At 62.9% G+C, this 15490-nt stretch carries 17 protein-coding genes; 5 read left to right on the top strand and 12 right to left on the bottom strand.

Annotated elements, in window-relative coordinates; translation table 11 throughout:
* Entirely contained in the window at positions 1-675 is a 675-nt protein-coding gene (locus tag SFY93_RS24960) for a DUF429 domain-containing protein (protein ID WP_320444998.1), read from the bottom strand.
* Positions 676-690: 15 nt separating this feature from the next.
* Positions 691-2343: a fumarate hydratase gene (locus SFY93_RS24965; protein WP_089265165.1), complete on the bottom strand. Its 1653-nt coding sequence runs from the start codon at positions 2341-2343 to the stop codon at positions 691-693.
* A 191-nt stretch (positions 2344-2534) separates the two neighbouring features.
* On the opposite strand from SFY93_RS24965, the gene SFY93_RS24970 reads away from it, so the two are divergent.
* The 3 genes from SFY93_RS24970 to SFY93_RS24980 all read left to right on the top strand — a co-directional run bounded on the left by SFY93_RS24970 (position 2535) and on the right by SFY93_RS24980 (position 4114).
* On the top strand, positions 2535-3008 hold the full coding sequence (locus SFY93_RS24970) for a hypothetical protein (protein WP_320444999.1): 474 nt from the start codon (positions 2535-2537) through the stop codon (positions 3006-3008).
* 156 nt (positions 3009-3164) lie between these two features.
* Positions 3165-3335, top strand: a complete 171-nt coding sequence (locus tag SFY93_RS24975) for a hypothetical protein (RefSeq protein WP_170849544.1) — start codon at positions 3165-3167, stop codon at positions 3333-3335.
* 104 nt (positions 3336-3439) lie between these two features.
* Entirely contained in the window at positions 3440-4114 is a 675-nt protein-coding gene (locus tag SFY93_RS24980) for a methyltransferase family protein (RefSeq protein ID WP_320445000.1), read from the top strand.
* Between the two features lie 24 nt (positions 4115-4138).
* On the opposite strand, the gene SFY93_RS24985 is transcribed toward SFY93_RS24980, so the two are convergent.
* From SFY93_RS24985 to flgB, 10 genes are all read right to left on the bottom strand, one after another.
* Entirely contained in the window at positions 4139-4846 is a 708-nt protein-coding gene (locus SFY93_RS24985) for a glutathione S-transferase (RefSeq protein WP_320445001.1), read from the bottom strand.
* A gap of 182 nt (positions 4847-5028) precedes the next feature.
* Positions 5029-5697 carry a lectin gene (locus SFY93_RS24990; protein WP_089265691.1) on the bottom strand — a complete coding sequence of 223 codons (669 nt, stop codon included), beginning with the start codon at positions 5695-5697 and terminating at the stop codon, positions 5029-5031.
* Between the two features lie 211 nt (positions 5698-5908).
* On the bottom strand, positions 5909-6946 hold the full coding sequence (locus tag SFY93_RS24995) for a Tim44 domain-containing protein (RefSeq protein WP_320447849.1): 1038 nt from the start codon (positions 6944-6946) through the stop codon (positions 5909-5911).
* Between the two features lie 215 nt (positions 6947-7161).
* Positions 7162-9735: a cell cycle histidine kinase CckA gene (gene cckA, locus SFY93_RS25000; RefSeq protein ID WP_320445002.1), complete on the bottom strand. Its 2574-nt coding sequence runs from the start codon at positions 9733-9735 to the stop codon at positions 7162-7164.
* Between the two features lie 160 nt (positions 9736-9895).
* Positions 9896-10969, bottom strand: a complete 1074-nt coding sequence (gene flhB / locus SFY93_RS25005) for a flagellar biosynthesis protein FlhB (protein WP_093756615.1) — start codon at positions 10967-10969, stop codon at positions 9896-9898.
* A gap of 10 nt (positions 10970-10979) precedes the next feature.
* Entirely contained in the window at positions 10980-11750 is a 771-nt protein-coding gene (fliR, locus tag SFY93_RS25010; protein WP_068735671.1) for a flagellar biosynthetic protein FliR, read from the bottom strand.
* A gap of 13 nt (positions 11751-11763) precedes the next feature.
* On the bottom strand, positions 11764-12027 hold the full coding sequence (gene fliQ, locus SFY93_RS25015; RefSeq protein WP_068735669.1) for a flagellar biosynthesis protein FliQ: 264 nt from the start codon (positions 12025-12027) through the stop codon (positions 11764-11766).
* Between the two features lie 42 nt (positions 12028-12069).
* Positions 12070-12396, bottom strand: coding sequence for a flagellar hook-basal body complex protein FliE (gene fliE / locus SFY93_RS25020; protein WP_068735666.1), 327 nt, complete (start codon positions 12394-12396; stop codon positions 12070-12072).
* A gap of 16 nt (positions 12397-12412) precedes the next feature.
* Complete coding sequence (gene flgC, locus SFY93_RS25025; protein WP_089265171.1) at positions 12413-12838, bottom strand: flagellar basal body rod protein FlgC; 426 nt, start codon at positions 12836-12838, stop codon at positions 12413-12415.
* Positions 12839-12867: 29 nt separating this feature from the next.
* The gene (gene flgB, locus SFY93_RS25030) at positions 12868-13281 is read right to left on the bottom strand and encodes a flagellar basal body rod protein FlgB (RefSeq protein ID WP_320445003.1); all 414 of its coding nucleotides are present in this window, start codon (positions 13279-13281) and stop codon (positions 12868-12870) included.
* A gap of 375 nt (positions 13282-13656) precedes the next feature.
* On the opposite strand from flgB, the gene SFY93_RS25035 reads away from it, so the two are divergent.
* Together SFY93_RS25035 and fliP are read left to right on the top strand one after the other, a co-directional pair.
* Positions 13657-14733, top strand: coding sequence for a flagellar biosynthetic protein FliO (locus tag SFY93_RS25035; protein WP_414716973.1), 1077 nt, complete (start codon positions 13657-13659; stop codon positions 14731-14733).
* Positions 14730-15482, top strand: coding sequence for a flagellar type III secretion system pore protein FliP (gene fliP, locus SFY93_RS25040; protein WP_116662912.1), 753 nt, complete (start codon positions 14730-14732; stop codon positions 15480-15482). The genes SFY93_RS25035 and fliP overlap by 4 nt, the downstream gene beginning before the upstream one ends.
* Positions 15483-15490 lie beyond the last annotated feature (8 nt).

The raw sequence follows: 15490 nt of genomic DNA on the forward strand, positions 1-15490 counted from the left end.
CTAGAACCAGATTTGCTGTGGCACGCCCAGCGCATCGCGCGGTGCAGTACCTTCCGGCAGACAGCCCACGCAATCGCGCGCGGCCAGCGCCACCGCGCAGGCATCGAGCACATCATCCCGCTTTGCGCCGGTGCGCGTGCGCTTACCGGTCAGCCAGTCGTCGAGATCGCTGAAGCCATTCGCCGTCAGCAGATGACGACGCAGCGCGAGCCCCTCCTCCGCATGTTTGGACGGCAGCGGCGCATCGCCATTCAGACGGAGAAAGACAAGTTCAGGATGCGCTTCGCGGATATCGAGATCGTGGTGCTCTCGCACGAAGCCATCGACCTCCATGATCTTCGGCCCGAGATGCCAGAGCTGGCGCGAGACTTTCTTCTGCCCGCGCCTCTCGGCCTCCGCGTTGGCGAGGTCGGGATCGGTGAAGTCCTGCCACAGCCAGCGACGTCCGCCGGAGAATACGCGCGAACCGTGGGGGCTGAGCTTCTTGCGGGCGAGCTGATCGCAGGCACGCACGCCGTCGTCGCCGAGACCGATGGGAATATCGATCGCCGCACGGGCAAAGCGCTGATTCGCAAGCCAGGAGATGTCGCTGATAAAATCGATGCAGCGGTGGTCGCCGTCGAGTGTGACGGCGACCCAGCCTTTGCTGAAGCCATCGAGCCCGCTAGCGATCATCGGGCGCGCTCGGTCCTAGCCGAGGTTCAATTCCTTGAAGAAGTCGTTGCCCTTGTCATCGATAATGATGAAGGCCGGGAAATCCACGACGTCGATGCGCCAGATCGCTTCCATGCCGAGTTCGGGATATTCGACCACCTCGACCTTCTTGATGCAGTGTTCGGCGAGGTTGGCCGCCGAGCCGCCGATCGAGCCGAGATAGAAGCCGCCATGCTTCTTGCAGGCCTCGCGCACCGCAACCGCGCGGTTGCCCTTGGCAACCATCACCATGGAGCCGCCGGCGGCCTGGAACTGATCGACGAAGGAATCCATGCGGCCGGCCGTGGTCGGGCCGAACGCGCCGGAGGCATAGCCTTCGGGCGTCTTGGCGGGGCCGGCGTAATAGACCGGGTGGTTCTTGAAGTAATCCGGCAGCGGCTCGCCCTTCTCCAGGCGATCGCGCAGCTTGGCATGCGCCGAGTCGCGCGCGACGATCATGGTGCCGGTCAGCGACAGGCGCGTCTTGGTCGGATAGTTCGACAGCGTGGCGAGAATGTCCTTCATCGGCTGGTTGAGATCGATCTTCACAACCTCGCCGCCGAGCGCCTGTTCCACCTGCGGCAGATACTGCGCCGGGTTATGCTCAAGCTCTTCGAGATAGACGCCGTCCTTGGTGATCTTGCCGAGCACCTGACGATCCGCCGAGCAGGACACGCCGAGACCGATGGGCAATGACGCACCGTGGCGCGGCAGGCGGATGACGCGAACGTCGTGGCAGAAGTACTTGCCGCCGAACTGCGCGCCGACGCCGGACGACTGCGTCATCTTGAGGATTTCCTGCTCCATCTCGAGATCGCGGAAGGCGTTGCCATCCGGCGAGCCCTGGGTCGGCAGCGCGTCGAGATAGCGGGCCGAAGCGAGCTTCACGGTCTTCATGCAGAGCTCAGCGGAGGTGCCGCCGATGACGATGGCGAGGTGATATGGCGGGCACGCGGCGGTGCCCAGCGTCATGATCTTTTCCTTCAGGAACGCGAGCAGACGATCCTTGGTCAGCACCGACGGTGTGGCCTGGAACAGAAAACTCTTGTTGGCGGAGCCGCCGCCCTTGGCCATGAACATGAACTTGTAGGCGTCGTCGCCCTCGGCATAGATCTCGCACTGCGCCGGCATGTTGTTAGCCGTGTTCTTCTCTTCATACATGGTCAGCGGCGCGACCTGCGAGTAGCGCAGGTTGCGCCGCAGATAGGCGTCGCGGGCGCCTTCCGAGAGTGCCGCCTCATCGTCGCCATCGGTGATGACGTTGCAGCCCTTCTTGCCCATGATGATCGCGGTGCCGGTGTCCTGGCACATCGGCAGCACGCCGCCGGCGGCGATGTTCGCATTCTTGAGGAAGTCGAAGGCCACGAACTTGTCGTTCGGGCTGGCCTCGCTGTCGTCCAGGATGTTGCGCAGCTGCTGCAGATGGCCGGGGCGCAGATAGTGGTTGATGTCGCCGAACGCGGCCTCCGAGAGCGCCTTCAGCGCATCCCGCGACACCACCAGCATGTCCCTGCCCAGCACCTTCTCGACCCGCACGCCCTCGGTGGTGACCTTCTTGTAGGGGGTGGTGTCCGCGCCCAGCGGAAACAGCGGGGTGTGCTTGTAGGGCGGGACGGGCTTTGGATCAGGGAAAGCGGTGGGAGCGTTCATGGGTGGGGCCTCAAAAAGGGAGGGGATTTGAGGCCCTTGTAGGCGGTTTCCGGACAGTTTTGAAGGGTTCAAAACAGAGGGACAGGCCCGCAATCGCGGGGATAATCCCCCGTTCCAGCAGTAACCCGCCGCGCCTTGCATAAAGTGACGTCCCGCGTTTCAGTGCGACCGGGGATTGAGGAGAATCTGGAATGTTCATCCACCGCCTGCGCGGCATTTTTTCGGCTGTGGCGCTGCTCGCCACCGTGACCCTTGCCGCTTCGCCTGCCCGCGCCGATCGCTGCGATGATCTCGCGCGGCAGCTCAAGAGCCAGATCGACGGGCTCAGCGTCGGGCGTACGGCGGCCAACGTGATCTACCTGTCGCATCCGGCGGCCAAACAATTGCGGCTTGGCTGCGCCAGTCGCAATTTCAGCAACGAGCTCTATGCGGCGTCCGCGACCCGCAAGCCGGCGCCAGCTTTCACCGATCTCGTCGCCAGTGCGGCAGCCGTCATCTTCACGATCCCCAAACCGGATACGGTGAAGGGCACCACGCGATGTCTCGGCCGCATGGGGATTTTCCGCGGCGATGACGTGAAGCTCCGCTATCGCCGGCTTGACCTGCGCTGCACCCGCAACAAAACATCGGCGAACATCACGATCTCCCGCGGCAAGGACGAATGAGTATTTCGTTTCAATTGTAGTGAAGTCCTGGACGGCGCGTTTACCACCGTTTCCGATCCGCCCCGATTGCTGCAAATTGCAGCGCCTGATTTACCAACTCCTTGTTGGCGCACACCCCATTGTCCGACTGCAAGAGTTGGAAACAGGGAATTTGTAATGAGCGTTTCAAGCGTGAGCAGCGCACCACCGGTCGCTGAGGTAAAGCCGATCGAGGCAAAGCCGCCGGAGCCGAAGAAGAACGACGACAACGACAGCCGCACCGCGCCGCCCCCACCGCGCGCAGCACTGCCGCCCGGCCAAGGCACCCGGATCGATCAGCTCGCTTAACTCGGCGCCGTCGGACAGAGACCAGCCGCCGGTCGCGTTGACGCGAGGCCTGCCCCATCACTGCCGCGAATCTGGTATCGGATGCGGGCCGAAGGAGGCCCGACATGATCGCTCGCCTCGTGATACGTACGCTGGTCTGGTTCGGCGTGATCGGCGCCGTTTTGTTCACCGCCGCCGGGACCTGGCAATGGCCGGCGGCGTGGTCATTTCTGCTCTTCATGATCCTGCTCGGCCTTGGCGGTGGCCTGTGGCTGATCCAGATCGATCCCGCACTGTTTGAAGAACGCATGCGCCCCATGGTACAGCAGGGGCAGCCCACAGCGGACCGCGTCTTCATGGTGGCGTTCTTTACCGTGGCACTGGTCTGGCTGATCGTCGCAGGGCTGGATCAGCGCTTCGGTCTTTCGCAAATGACCGTCGGCGTCCAGGTCGCGGGCACGGCACTCGCAATCACGGGAATGGCAATCTCATTCTGGGTACTGCGCGAAAACAGTTTCGCCGCACCGGTCATCAAGCTTCAACGCGACCGCGGCCAGCACGTCATCGATACCGGTCCGTATCATCTCGTGCGTCATCCCATGTATAGCGGCGCCATCCTGTTTTTTCTCGGCACATCCCTCTGGCTTGGCTCGTGGTGGAGTACCGCGCTGACGCTGATCCTGGCCGTGCTGCTCGCATGGCGCACGACGGCCGAAGAGCATACCTTGCGGGACGGTCTCCCCGGCTACACCGACTATACGACGCGCGTCCGCTATCGTCTGTGTCCGGGGCTCTGGTAACCTCGCCACGCGAGCCGCGCGGCGTTATTTGTCCAGCGCCTTGTAGTGCCGGAAGATGCCATCCTTGTTGAAGGCAATGCGGCGGTCGCTGTCGAGATAGGCCTTGATGTTCGGGCGAGCCGCCACGCGGTCATGCAAATCGATCAGGCTTGGAATCTCCCGCTCGAATTTTTTCATGCGTTTCGGAAATGCGTAGCGCAGTCCTTCGACGATCTGAAACAACGACAGATCCACATAGGTCGCCTTGCGCCCGGTGACATAGGCACCATCGCTGGCTTTCAATATCCGCTCGAAATAGCCGAGATATTTCGGCACGCGCTCTTTCAGGAATTCAGCGCTGCGCTTTTTGGCCGGGCCTTTCTGATCCTCGTAATAGAGCGACACGCCGATCGGGTGATGGGTGTCGTGCACTTCGGCGATGAAATCGGTAATCGTAAGCTGCAGTTCATGCAGTTGCAGACGCGCCACTTCCGACTTCGGCGCCAAGCCATGACGTGGGCCGAGATAGAACAGGATGTTGGCAGTCTGGCCGATCACCATATTGCCCGCCTTGAGGAATGGCGGCGCAAATGGCGGAATGCCCTTCTTGCCGTCGAGCATCCTCGTCATTGCGGCCATGCCGCCCTTGCCACGCGCCATATCGCGGTAGTCCGCGCCGGCATCTTCGAGCGCCAGACGCACGAATTCGCCGCGGCCCTGGATCGTTGGCCAATAATACAGCTCATATCGCATGCGGAACCTCGCCGAATGTCGCGTCAGGGGTGCCAAGGTAACTGCTCACCGCGGAATTCGTTCGCCGCGCTGGTCCGGCGAGAACTCCGCACCATCGTCCAGCTATCGCCGCAAAACGCGCCATGGCCGGGACAGGCCCGGCCATGGCGGAGTGTATTGCTACTTGTTTGCCGCAACAGACCTCAATTCGACGCGAAGCAATACAACAGCCCGTCGCCGCCGGTGCTCTTCAGGTCGTTCTGCGAGCAGCCGCCATCGGGGCCGCGCGACGGATGCGAGGTGTTCCATGACTTGGACGGCGGTTCTTCGTTCAGCCCCGTACGATCGATATGACCGACCATGGCGGCCCCCTGGGTGCTGCTCGTCCAGTTCTTGCAGGTGCGATCCTCGCCGGCGGCGAAGGCGGTGCCATCGGCCTGCGAGCCGGTCAGCACGTCATGGCGATTCGGCGTATCGCCGCGGCCATTAATGACCTCGCCCTTCTCGCTGAGCGAGGTCTGCTTCGAGAGGTTGTTGCTGGCGCCGTGCAGGTCAGCGACATCCTTGGCGACGACGACGCCCTTGGCATTCTTCCACGGCCCGTTGCCGATCCGGTCCTTGGCATTGATCGCAGGCTTGCCGTCGGCGGCCTGCGTCGAGAGATAAGCGCGCCATGTCTTGGCGCCCGCGCCTGCAGCCTGTGCCAGCGTCTGGCAGTGATTGTCGGCGCCGGCGAGGCCACCGAGATTGCCGCCATTGCCGATGCCATTGCTGGTGACGAAGAAGCTGGTGTCCGCGCCCTGCGCGAACGATGGCGACGTTGCTGCAAGCGAGACGGCGACAGCACCGGCGCATAGGCCGAGACGGGTCATGGTCGAGAGAAGAGTGGGCATCGATTCCTCCAATTTGTTTTTGTAGCCACGCAACGCCAGTCGCGATGGGACGCAACTGACCAACACGTCATCCGGCGGATTATTCCCGCTCTCTTATTGAGATCATCGCCTGGTAATGCACACGCATGAGGCCAACAAAAAGCGCCGCGGAATGATCCGCGGCGCTTGTCCGATTTCGATGACGCAAGGCTTACGCCTGCTGGATCGCCGACAGTTCCCACTGGGCGCCGCGCGGGCGCACGAAGGTCCATATCTCGGTCGCTTCGATCGGCGTTTCGCTACCAGCCACCAGACGATTGGTGCCACGCTCCAGCGTCTTGTCGACCAGCGAGAAGCGCATCGCGACGCTCGCATAGTCGGTGTCGCCTTCGCGCCAGGCTTCCGCGAGGTCGCCCTGCAGCAACTTCACATCCGACACCTTGTTGATGTCGTTGCGAGCCTTGTTCTCGGCGAGGTCCTTGGCGAAGTACGACACCATTTCCGGCGTCGACAGCTTGCCGAGCTTCTCGACATCTTCGTTCGACCAGGCAGCCTGCACGTCGCTGAGCAGCTTCTCGAAAGCTTCATAATCCTGCGGTGCGATCTCGATCGGCTTGTCATTGTTCGAGCCGCCGAAACCGAAGCCACCGAGACCACTGCGCTGGGTCGGCTGTGCGCCATAACCCTGCTGCGCCTGGTTCATGTGTGCCTGGTTCTGGTCGGGACCATTGGCCGGGCCGGTATAGGCCGAGCTGGCCGGACCGGCATAGGCCGACGCCGTCTGGTTGCGACGCTGCCACCAGGACATTGCGAGGCGGACGACGATGATGATCAGGCCGACCTGCAGCAGCAGGCCGATGATCGAGGAGATGCCGCCGAGGCCGCTGAACAAGCCACCGCCGAACAGCATGCCGAGCAGGCCTGCACCGAGGAAGCCGGCAGCGAGGCCGCCGAGCATGCCCATGCCCGGACGGTTGAAGAAACCGCCCTTGCTGGCTGCGCCCGTGGTCGCGCTGTTCATGCCGGGCGACCCCGGCTGTTGCATGGTGCGGTTGAACGGCTGAGCTGCGTTAGGCGCCGTCGACGTGCTCGGCGGGGCCGAGAACGTGCGGTTGCCGCGCGAGCCCGAGCTGCTGCCACCGCCAACGCGGGCGTCGGCAGAGGAGATTGCAATTGTGAGCGGCATCGCCAGCGAAAGGACGACGGCCATCGTCTTGACGACGCCGCGCATGCTGAACGTGAAAGTCATGGTCATTCCCTCAATCCCCGGCAGGGGGAAAACACCCCTAACATGGCTACCCCAGCCTAAAAGGGAAGCACCGTTCGAGGGTAAACGCTGCGGCCCTCGGTCGCGGCTCATCATTGAACCTTTGGCGCAAGAGTCATCTTGCTTTCAAACACTTATGCTGCATTGCGGGGTGAATGCGCGTTTGAGAGCACGGCCGTTTTGGGAAGGTGGCGCCCTTAGTTCGGCGCCATGGTTTCCTTGACCTTGGCGATCAGCGCGCTCAAGGCGAACGGCTTGGCCAGGAAGGCGAATTGCTGGTTTTCCGGCAGGCTCTTTTCGAAGGCTTCCTCGGCATAGCCTGACACGAAGATGATGCGAATATCCGCATTGCGGGCGCGCATCTCCTTCAGCAGCGTCGGTCCATCCATCTCCGGCATCACCACGTCGGAGACCACGAGATCGATGGCGCCGTTCTGCTCGTCGAACAGCTCCATCGCTTCGACGCCGTTGCCGGCTTCGACCACCGTGTAACCGCGCGAGCGCAGACCGCGGGCGTTCAGCGCGCGCAGGCCCTCTTCGTCCTCGACCAGCAGGATGGTGCCTTGTCCGGTCAGGTCCGCGCGCGGCTTGGCGTCGGCAGCGGCTTCCTTGGCGGCGACGGCGGCCGCAATCGCCGGGTCGGGAGCAACTTCCTTTTCCTGATGATGGCGCGGCAGGAAGATACGGAACGTGGTGCCTTTGCCCGGCTCGGAGTCGACATAAACGAAACCGCCGGTCTGCTTGACGATGCCGTAGACCGTGGAAAGGCCGAGGCCGGTGCCCTTGCCGACATCCTTGGTGGAGAAGAACGGCTCGAAGATCTTCTCCACGATATCGGCGGGAATGCCAGTGCCGGTATCGCTGACATCGATACGCACATAGTCCGATGGCGGCATACCCTTATAGGACAGCCGCCCGGCTTCCTCGGCCGAGACGTTGACGGTGCGCACAGTCAACGCGCCGCCGTCCGGCATCGCATCGCGCGCATTGACCGCGAGATTCACGATCACCTGCTCGAATTGCGAGATGTCGACCTTCACCGGCCACAGATCGCGGCCGTGCACGACTTCGAGTTTGACCTTCTCGCCGATCAGACGCTTCAGCAGCAGATCGATATCCGAGAGCGCATCGCCAAGATTGAGCACAGTCGGGCGCAGCGTCTGGCGGCGCGAGAATGCGAGCAACTGGCGCACCAGTGTCGCCGCGCGCGTCGCGTTCTGCTTGATTTGCATGATGTCCTGGAACGACGGATCGGTCGGCTTGTGCGCGTTCAGCAGGAAGTCGTTGGCCATCATGATGGCGGAGAGCACGTTGTTGAAATCGTGCGCGATGCCGCCGGCCAATTGGCCGATGGTGTCCATCTTCTGCGCCTGGTTGACCTGGTTCTCGAGCGTGCGGCGCTCGGTGGTCTCCAGCATGTAGACGATGGCGGCTTCGGTCTCGCGCTCGTTCTCCTCCACGGCGGTGACGAAGAACTGTCCCCAGCGTTCCTTGGCGCCTTCCAGCAGCGCTTCCACCGGCGGGATATCGCCCTGCCCCTGCGCGGCGTGGCCGATGGCCGCGACGAGCTGGTTGCGGTCGCGGTCGCTGACGGCGGCGAGGATCGACTTGTTGACGGCGCCCGATGTGTTGAGGCTCTGCGCCAGTTTGGCGAAACGGGCATTGCCGCGCACCACGGTGCCGTCGCGATCCACCGTCGCAATCGCCATCGGCGTATGATCGAAGAAGCGCATGAAGCGCACTTCGGCGGCGCGTTGCGGATCCGAGCGCTCGTCGCGCGCGCGGCTGATGACGAGGGTGCGCGACGCACCCGGCACGCCGTCGGCGCCGAAAGCGAGTTTGTGATAGAGCCGCACCGGCATGGTCTTGCCGTTGCGCATGCGCAGGTCGATGTCGAAGACTTCGGTTCTGACCTCGCCGGGCATCGGCACAATGGATGTCAGCAACGAGGCGCCGTCACCGGAGACGATGTCGGTCAGCTTCAGACCGCCGGAGCCGATCTCGGCAAGATCGTGATCGAGCCAGTTCGCCAGTGTGGCGTTGACGTAAACCAGCTCGCCCTTTGGATTGACCGAGAAGAAGCCGCAAGGCGCGTGATCCAGATATTCGATGGCGTGCTGCAATTCCTGGAACACGTCTTCCTGACGCTGGCGATCGCGGGAGATATCGGCCACCGACCACACCGTGGATTTGGCTTCGCGCTTACCCTCACCCAGTGGACGCACGCGCATGCGCAGCCAGCGGCCGTGGCTGCCGTCCGGCGCTGCGACACGGACTTCCTCCTGCTGACGCTTGCCCTCGCGGGCAGCCTTGAGCAGGCGGAAGACGGCTTCGGAGACGTCGGGATTGCCGATGAAGACGCGCTCGACCGGTCGCGCATCCTGCGCGGAGGCCGCACCGGTCAATGTGAGATAGGCAGCATTGGCATAGACCACATGGCCCCGCGCATCGGTGACCGCGATGCCGTCAAAGGCGTGATCGGCCACGGTGCGCATGATCGGGTCGTCGGAGGTGCGATCGGCAAAGCGGACAATACCGGCGGCAAAGGCGAACAACACGAACAGGCCGACCATCGCCAGCAGCGCCAGCAGGCCCAAAATATAAGGCTGCGCCTGGGCGCGGCCGAGCGTCATGAATGCCACGGCGCAGGCGATGATCGCGGCGGCAATCAGCAGCACCAGCACGATGCTGCCGCTGCGCCGGGCCGGCTCGTGCAGAACCGGATTCTGCGCCGTCATCGATTGGCGATCGTGGTCGGTCTCGGCAGTCATCGGACGGTTCGTCGCCTGTTGGCAGTTGCGGCAGCGCGGGTTTGCGCGCCTCCTGAGTGCATCAATCGGCTGGCCTTACGCAAGCGCCGCGTCGGCCTATTCGCTTCCAATCCGCCGATTCGCAACACGTTCCCGGCCCCTTGCCAGGCGCTTTGCCGAATCATGACGGGCGCCCGGACAGGCCACGCTTCAGGCCCATGACGTAGCCAATGACTTCGGCCACCGCATGGTAGTGTTCGCCCGGAATTTCCTCGTCGATCTCGACGGTGGCGTAAAGCGCGCGCGCCAGCGGCACGTTCTCGACGATCGGAATGTCGTGCTTGCCGGCCACCTCCCTGATCTTCAGCGCGATGTTGTCGACGCCCTTGGCAACGCAGATCGGCGCGGTCATGCCGCGCTCATAGGACAGCGCCACGGCGTAGTGCGTCGGGTTGGTAATGATCACCGACGCCTTCGGCACCGCTGCCATCATGCGCTTCTTCATGTTCTGCTGACGCAGCTGCTTGATCTTGCCCTTGATGTGGGGGTCGCCCTCGGACTGCTTGTATTCTTCCTTCACTTCCTGCAACGACATCTTCAACTTCTCGTACCAGGTGCGGTACTGGAAGAAGAAGTCGGCAATGGCGACGAAGGCAAGCATCGCCACCACCGAACCCATCAGCTGCAGTGTCAGCGATGTAGTGATGCCGAGGATCGCCGACGGATCGATATGGATCAGCGCATCCAGACGAAACCGCTCGGGCCACAGCACCGCGCACATCACGGCGCCGAGCAGGACGAGCTTGAACAGCCCCTTCAGGAAATTGGCCAGCGCCTGCTTGCCGAAGACACGCTTGGCGCCTTCCATCGGCGACAGCTTGCTGAACTTGGGCACCAGACCTTCGGTGGAGAACACCAGCCGGTGCTGGATCAAATTGCCCGCGAGCGCGGCGATCACGAGAAACAGGATCGGCATGCCCATGGTGGACAAGATGGACATGCAGAGGCTCTTGGCCAGCATCAAAAGTCCGGGCCCGTCAGTCCGTATCATCCAGGAATTTTGCAGAAGGTTTTTAAGCGGCGTTTGCAGGCCGCCGCCGACCGAGCCGTTGAAGGTCGACAAGACCAGCGTCGCGCCCGCCAGCAGGAACCAGGTATTGACCTCCTGGCTTTTGGCTACGTCACCGCGTTCGTGAGCATCGTCGAGCTTTTTTTGCGTGGGGTCATGTGTCTTCTCGGAATCGTCGTCGGCCATCCGCGCGCCCCTATATCCGCGGCATCATTTGTTGCATGACGCCGGTGACGTATTCGAGGTAGGTCCCCATCATGGTCGCGAGCACGACGGCGAAGATTAGGAATCCGATCATGATCGAAAGCGGTACACCGACGAAATAGACCTGCATCTGCGGCATCAGCCGTGCCAACACGCCAAGTCCCATGTTGAAGACGAGGCCGAACACCAGGAAAGGCGCAGCAAGCTGCGTGCCGATCTTGAACGCCGCTGCGAAGGCATTGGTCGCGAGCTTTGCCACATCGCCCGTCGACATGATCTCGCCGGGCGCGAAAATCTTGTAGCTGTCATTAATGGCGGCGATCACAAGGTGATGCGTATCGGTGGCGAACAGCATCGTGATGCCGAGCATCGTGAGAAAATTGCCGATCAGCACGCCCTGCTGACCCTGTGTCGGATCCACCGAGGTGACGAAGCCGAGACCGAGTTGCTGTGCGATGATTGATCCGGCGACCTGCAGCGCCGACAGCGTGACGCGCGCGGTGGCGCCGAGCACGACGCCGATGATGATCTCATGCACCAGCAGAACCAGCATCGGCACGATCGATCCCATATCGACGTTATAAGCGCCGCGATGCGCTGGCAGCATGAGAAGGGTCAGTCCCAATGCGATCGACAGCTTGGCCCGTGCGGGAATGTTGGTTTCGCCAAAGCCCGGCATCAACATCACCATCGTACCGATGCGGGCGAAGGCCAGCATGAAGGCAGCGGCGAGAGCGGGCAGAAGCGAGACATCGATGCGCATACGGGATTGTGCATCACCCCCCGATGATTCGCGACGATATCCGCAACATGTAGCTCGACAATGCGTCCCCCATGAACGGGAGCGTCAGCATCATGGTGGCAAAGACCGCGAGAATCTTTGGCACGAAGACCAGCGACTGTTCCTGGATCTGGGTCAGCGCCTGCACCAGCGACACCACGACGCCAACCAGGAGGCCCACGACCATCAGCGGACCGGACACGATCACAATCGTCCAGATCGCATCACGGGCAACGTCGAGAGTTTCGGGGCCGGTCATTGCAGTAATCCTTGTGTTACGCGGTGTTCGTGATGAGGAAGATCAGATCGGCATCTTCATGATGTCTTCGTAGGACTGGATGACGCGATCGCGCACCGAAACCAGCGTCGACACGGCGACGTCGGTTTCCGCAACTGCCGTGACCACGTCCATCACATTGGCCTTGCCGTTGGCCATTGCGATGGTCTGCGCATCCGACTTGCGGCCGGAATCGAGCACGCTGCCCAGCGCGTCCTTGAGGACCGCGCCGAACGACTGACCACCACCGGCGTCCGCCGCCTTGTTGAGACCGCCACCGACGCCGCCGCCGGCGTCCATGATGCGCGAGAGGGCCGAGTAAGCATTGGCGGCGACAGAGGGAGTTGCCATGGTTCAGCTGTCCTGTTCAGGCCTTGAGGATGTCGAGCGTGCGTTGGATCATCCGGCGCGTGGCGCTGATGATGTTGAGATTGGCTTCGTAGGAGCGCTGCGCTTCCTTCATGTCCGTCATTTCCACCAGCGAGTTCACGTTGGGGTACTTGACGTTGCCGGCGGCATCCGCCGCGGGATTGCCGGGCTCGTAGCGCGTGGGAAATGCAGATTGATCCGGCCTGATGCGGCCGAGGCCGACGATGCGGGCATCCAGCGAGCGGTCCAGCTCGGATTTGAAGGTCGGCACCTTGCGGCGATAGGGATCGCCACCCGAAGTCTGCGCTGTGGACTGCGCATTCGCGATGTTTTCCGAAATCACCCGCATGCGGCCCGCCTGGGCGCGCAGACCGGAGGTCGCGATGCCCATGGAGCGCGAGAAGTCGCTGATATCGTCTGCCATGATGAGCTCCCTTTATGCGCGCGGCGGCGTCAGCGCTTGCCGATAGCGGTCTTCAACAGACCGAGGCTGCGGGTGTAGAGCGAGGTCGCGGCGGCATAGTCCATCTGGTTGGCCGAGACCTTGAGCATCTCGTCTTCCAGATTGACGGCATTGCCGGCGGGGCGGGTCTCGTAGCCGACCCGGTTGTTCTGGTTGAAGGAGGCCGAGCCCCCGGTCGGCAGGATATTGGTGCCGGCGGCGCGCATCATCGGCAGCGAGCCCATGCCGCCGGCGGTGACGGACGTGTTCCCGGCCTTGTCGAATTTCGGTTCCACGAGATCGCGGGGACGGAAGTTCGGAGTGTCCGAATTCGAGATATTCTCGGCCAGCACACGCTGGCGCTCCTGATGCCACTGCATCTTGGTGCGCAGCGCCGACAACATCGGCATGTCGCTGATCGCCATCGGCCTTCTCCGCCCGCCCGGACGGAGTGTCCTGAGCTAGGCAGAATTTGCCGCCTGCATGGTTAATACGAAGTTAATTTCCGGCGGTACTTGTTACCGAACCGTAAATGAATGCTGCAAAATTGACGTTTTTCGCAACTGCCAACGCTTTTTCGCCTGAATTGGCCGATTAACCATCCCCATCGGCCATACGACGGGGCGGCAGAAGTCGTTTTGGCTGCAGCGATTCATAGTTTATTATTAACCAACGGCAGGTTCTGCCGTGGGGCGTTAACAGATGGGGCGTGATTCACGCTGCGTGCGGGGCGTGCGGGGGTATGACACCTCCGGCTCTGGACGTGGACGTTGCAGCCACCCTGTCTGGCTGGGGACTTTATGATGCAATCATCGGTGCAATTTATCTTGGCCTTCGTTGTCGTGCTGGCGCTGATCGGGCTTACCGCCTGGCTGGTGCGCCGATTCGCTGGCAACCGGCTGGGCAACAACACCAGCCGCGGGCGCTTGCCGCGGCTCGCAGTGATCGACGCCGCCGCCGTGGACGGCCGCCGCCGCCTGGTGCTGGTCCGGCGCGACAATGTCGAACATTTGCTGATGATCGGTGGCCCGTCGGACATCGTCGTCGAGCCCAATATCGTCCGCGCCATGCCCGGCCGCGAGCAGGCCCCGCAGCGCGGCGGTCTCGCCACCGATGTGGCAAGCCGTGGCCCGTCGCTGCCGGAAGCCCCGAGCTGGGCAGAAAGCAACGAGTCCGGCTTCGATTCCGAACCGCATGTGCCGGAGCCGGCGCCGCGTCCCGCGCGCCCCTCCTTTATCGAGGAGCCACGCCGCCCGGCCGCGCCTTTGCCGGAGCGTCGTCCCGATCCGGTGGCCAGCCTCGCGCCAGAGCCTACGCCGCGCCCCGAACCGGCGCCACGCAACGACCTTTTCCCGCAGCGGCCGATTCCGCGAAGTGAAATGCCACGTGCCGAGATGCCACGTAGCGAGCCGATGATGCCGCGCCCGATGCGTGCCGATCCGCCGATCCGCACCACGCCGCAGCCCCGCACGCCGGACCGTCCCGTCGCAGCAGCACCGACACCGCCCGCTCCGGTCGTTGCTGCCCCGGCGCCCGCCCCGGTCGTCGCGCCACCCGCACCGGTCCCTGCACCCGCTCCGGCAGCCGCCGTGTCGTCTGCTGATCAGAACCTTGCCGATATGGCGCAGCGCCTCGAAGCAGCCTTGCGCCGCCCTGCCGGCGAAACCCGCCAGGATGCGCCCGAGCCCCGGGTCGGCGCTCCGTCGGTGGCGCCTGAGGCACTATCGATCCGTCCGGCTTCGCGGTCGCCGGAAGTCTCGATCGCCAGCCCTGCCCGTGCGGAGGCGCCGCCGGTCGTCCCGCCGGTCAAATCGGGTTTTGAAAATCTCGAAGACGAGATGGCCTCCCTGCTGGGACGGCCAAAGTCCAGTTCGTGAGTTCGGCGAACCTCCCGCGTAGAGTATTTTTCCTTTCAGTTCTGATCGCCGCCGGGACCCTCACAGGTCCCGCGATGGCGCAGGACATCAGCATCAATCTCGGCGGCGGTGGCGGCGGCGTCACCGAACGTGCCGTGCAGATGATCGCGTTGTTGACGGTGCTGTCGATCGCACCGTCGATCCTGATCATGATGACGTCATTCACACGCATCGTGGTCGTGCTGTCGCTGCTGCGCACCGCATTGGGTACAGCGACGGCTCCGCCAAACTCGGTGATCATCGCGCTGGCGATGTTCCTTACGGCTTTCGTGATGGGGCCGGTGCTGCAACGTTCCTATGACGACGGTATCAAGCCGCTGATCTCCAACGACATCACCGTCGAACAAGCTTTGGTGCGCGCATCCATTCCGCTGCGCGGCTTCATGCAGAAGAACGTGCGCGAGAAGGATCTCAAGCTGTTCATGGACTTGTCGGGTGAACCGGTGCCGGCAACACCCGAGGACATGTCGCTGCGGATTCTCGTGCCGGCCTTCATGATCTCGGAGCTGAAGCGCGCCTTCGAAATCGGCTTCCTGCTGTTCCTGCCCTTCCTGATCATCGATCTCGTTGTCGCCTCGGTCTTGATGGCGATGGGCATGATGATGCTGCCACCGGCGGTGGTGTCACTGCCGTTCAAGCTGATCTTCTTCGTGCTGGTGGATGGCTGGTCGCTGGTGGCCGGCAGTCTGGTGCAAAGTTACGGACAGTAGCGAGGCTT

Source organism: Tardiphaga sp. 42S5 (genome assembly GCF_034044155.1).
Taxonomy (GTDB): Bacteria; Pseudomonadota; Alphaproteobacteria; order Rhizobiales; family Xanthobacteraceae; genus Tardiphaga; species Tardiphaga robiniae.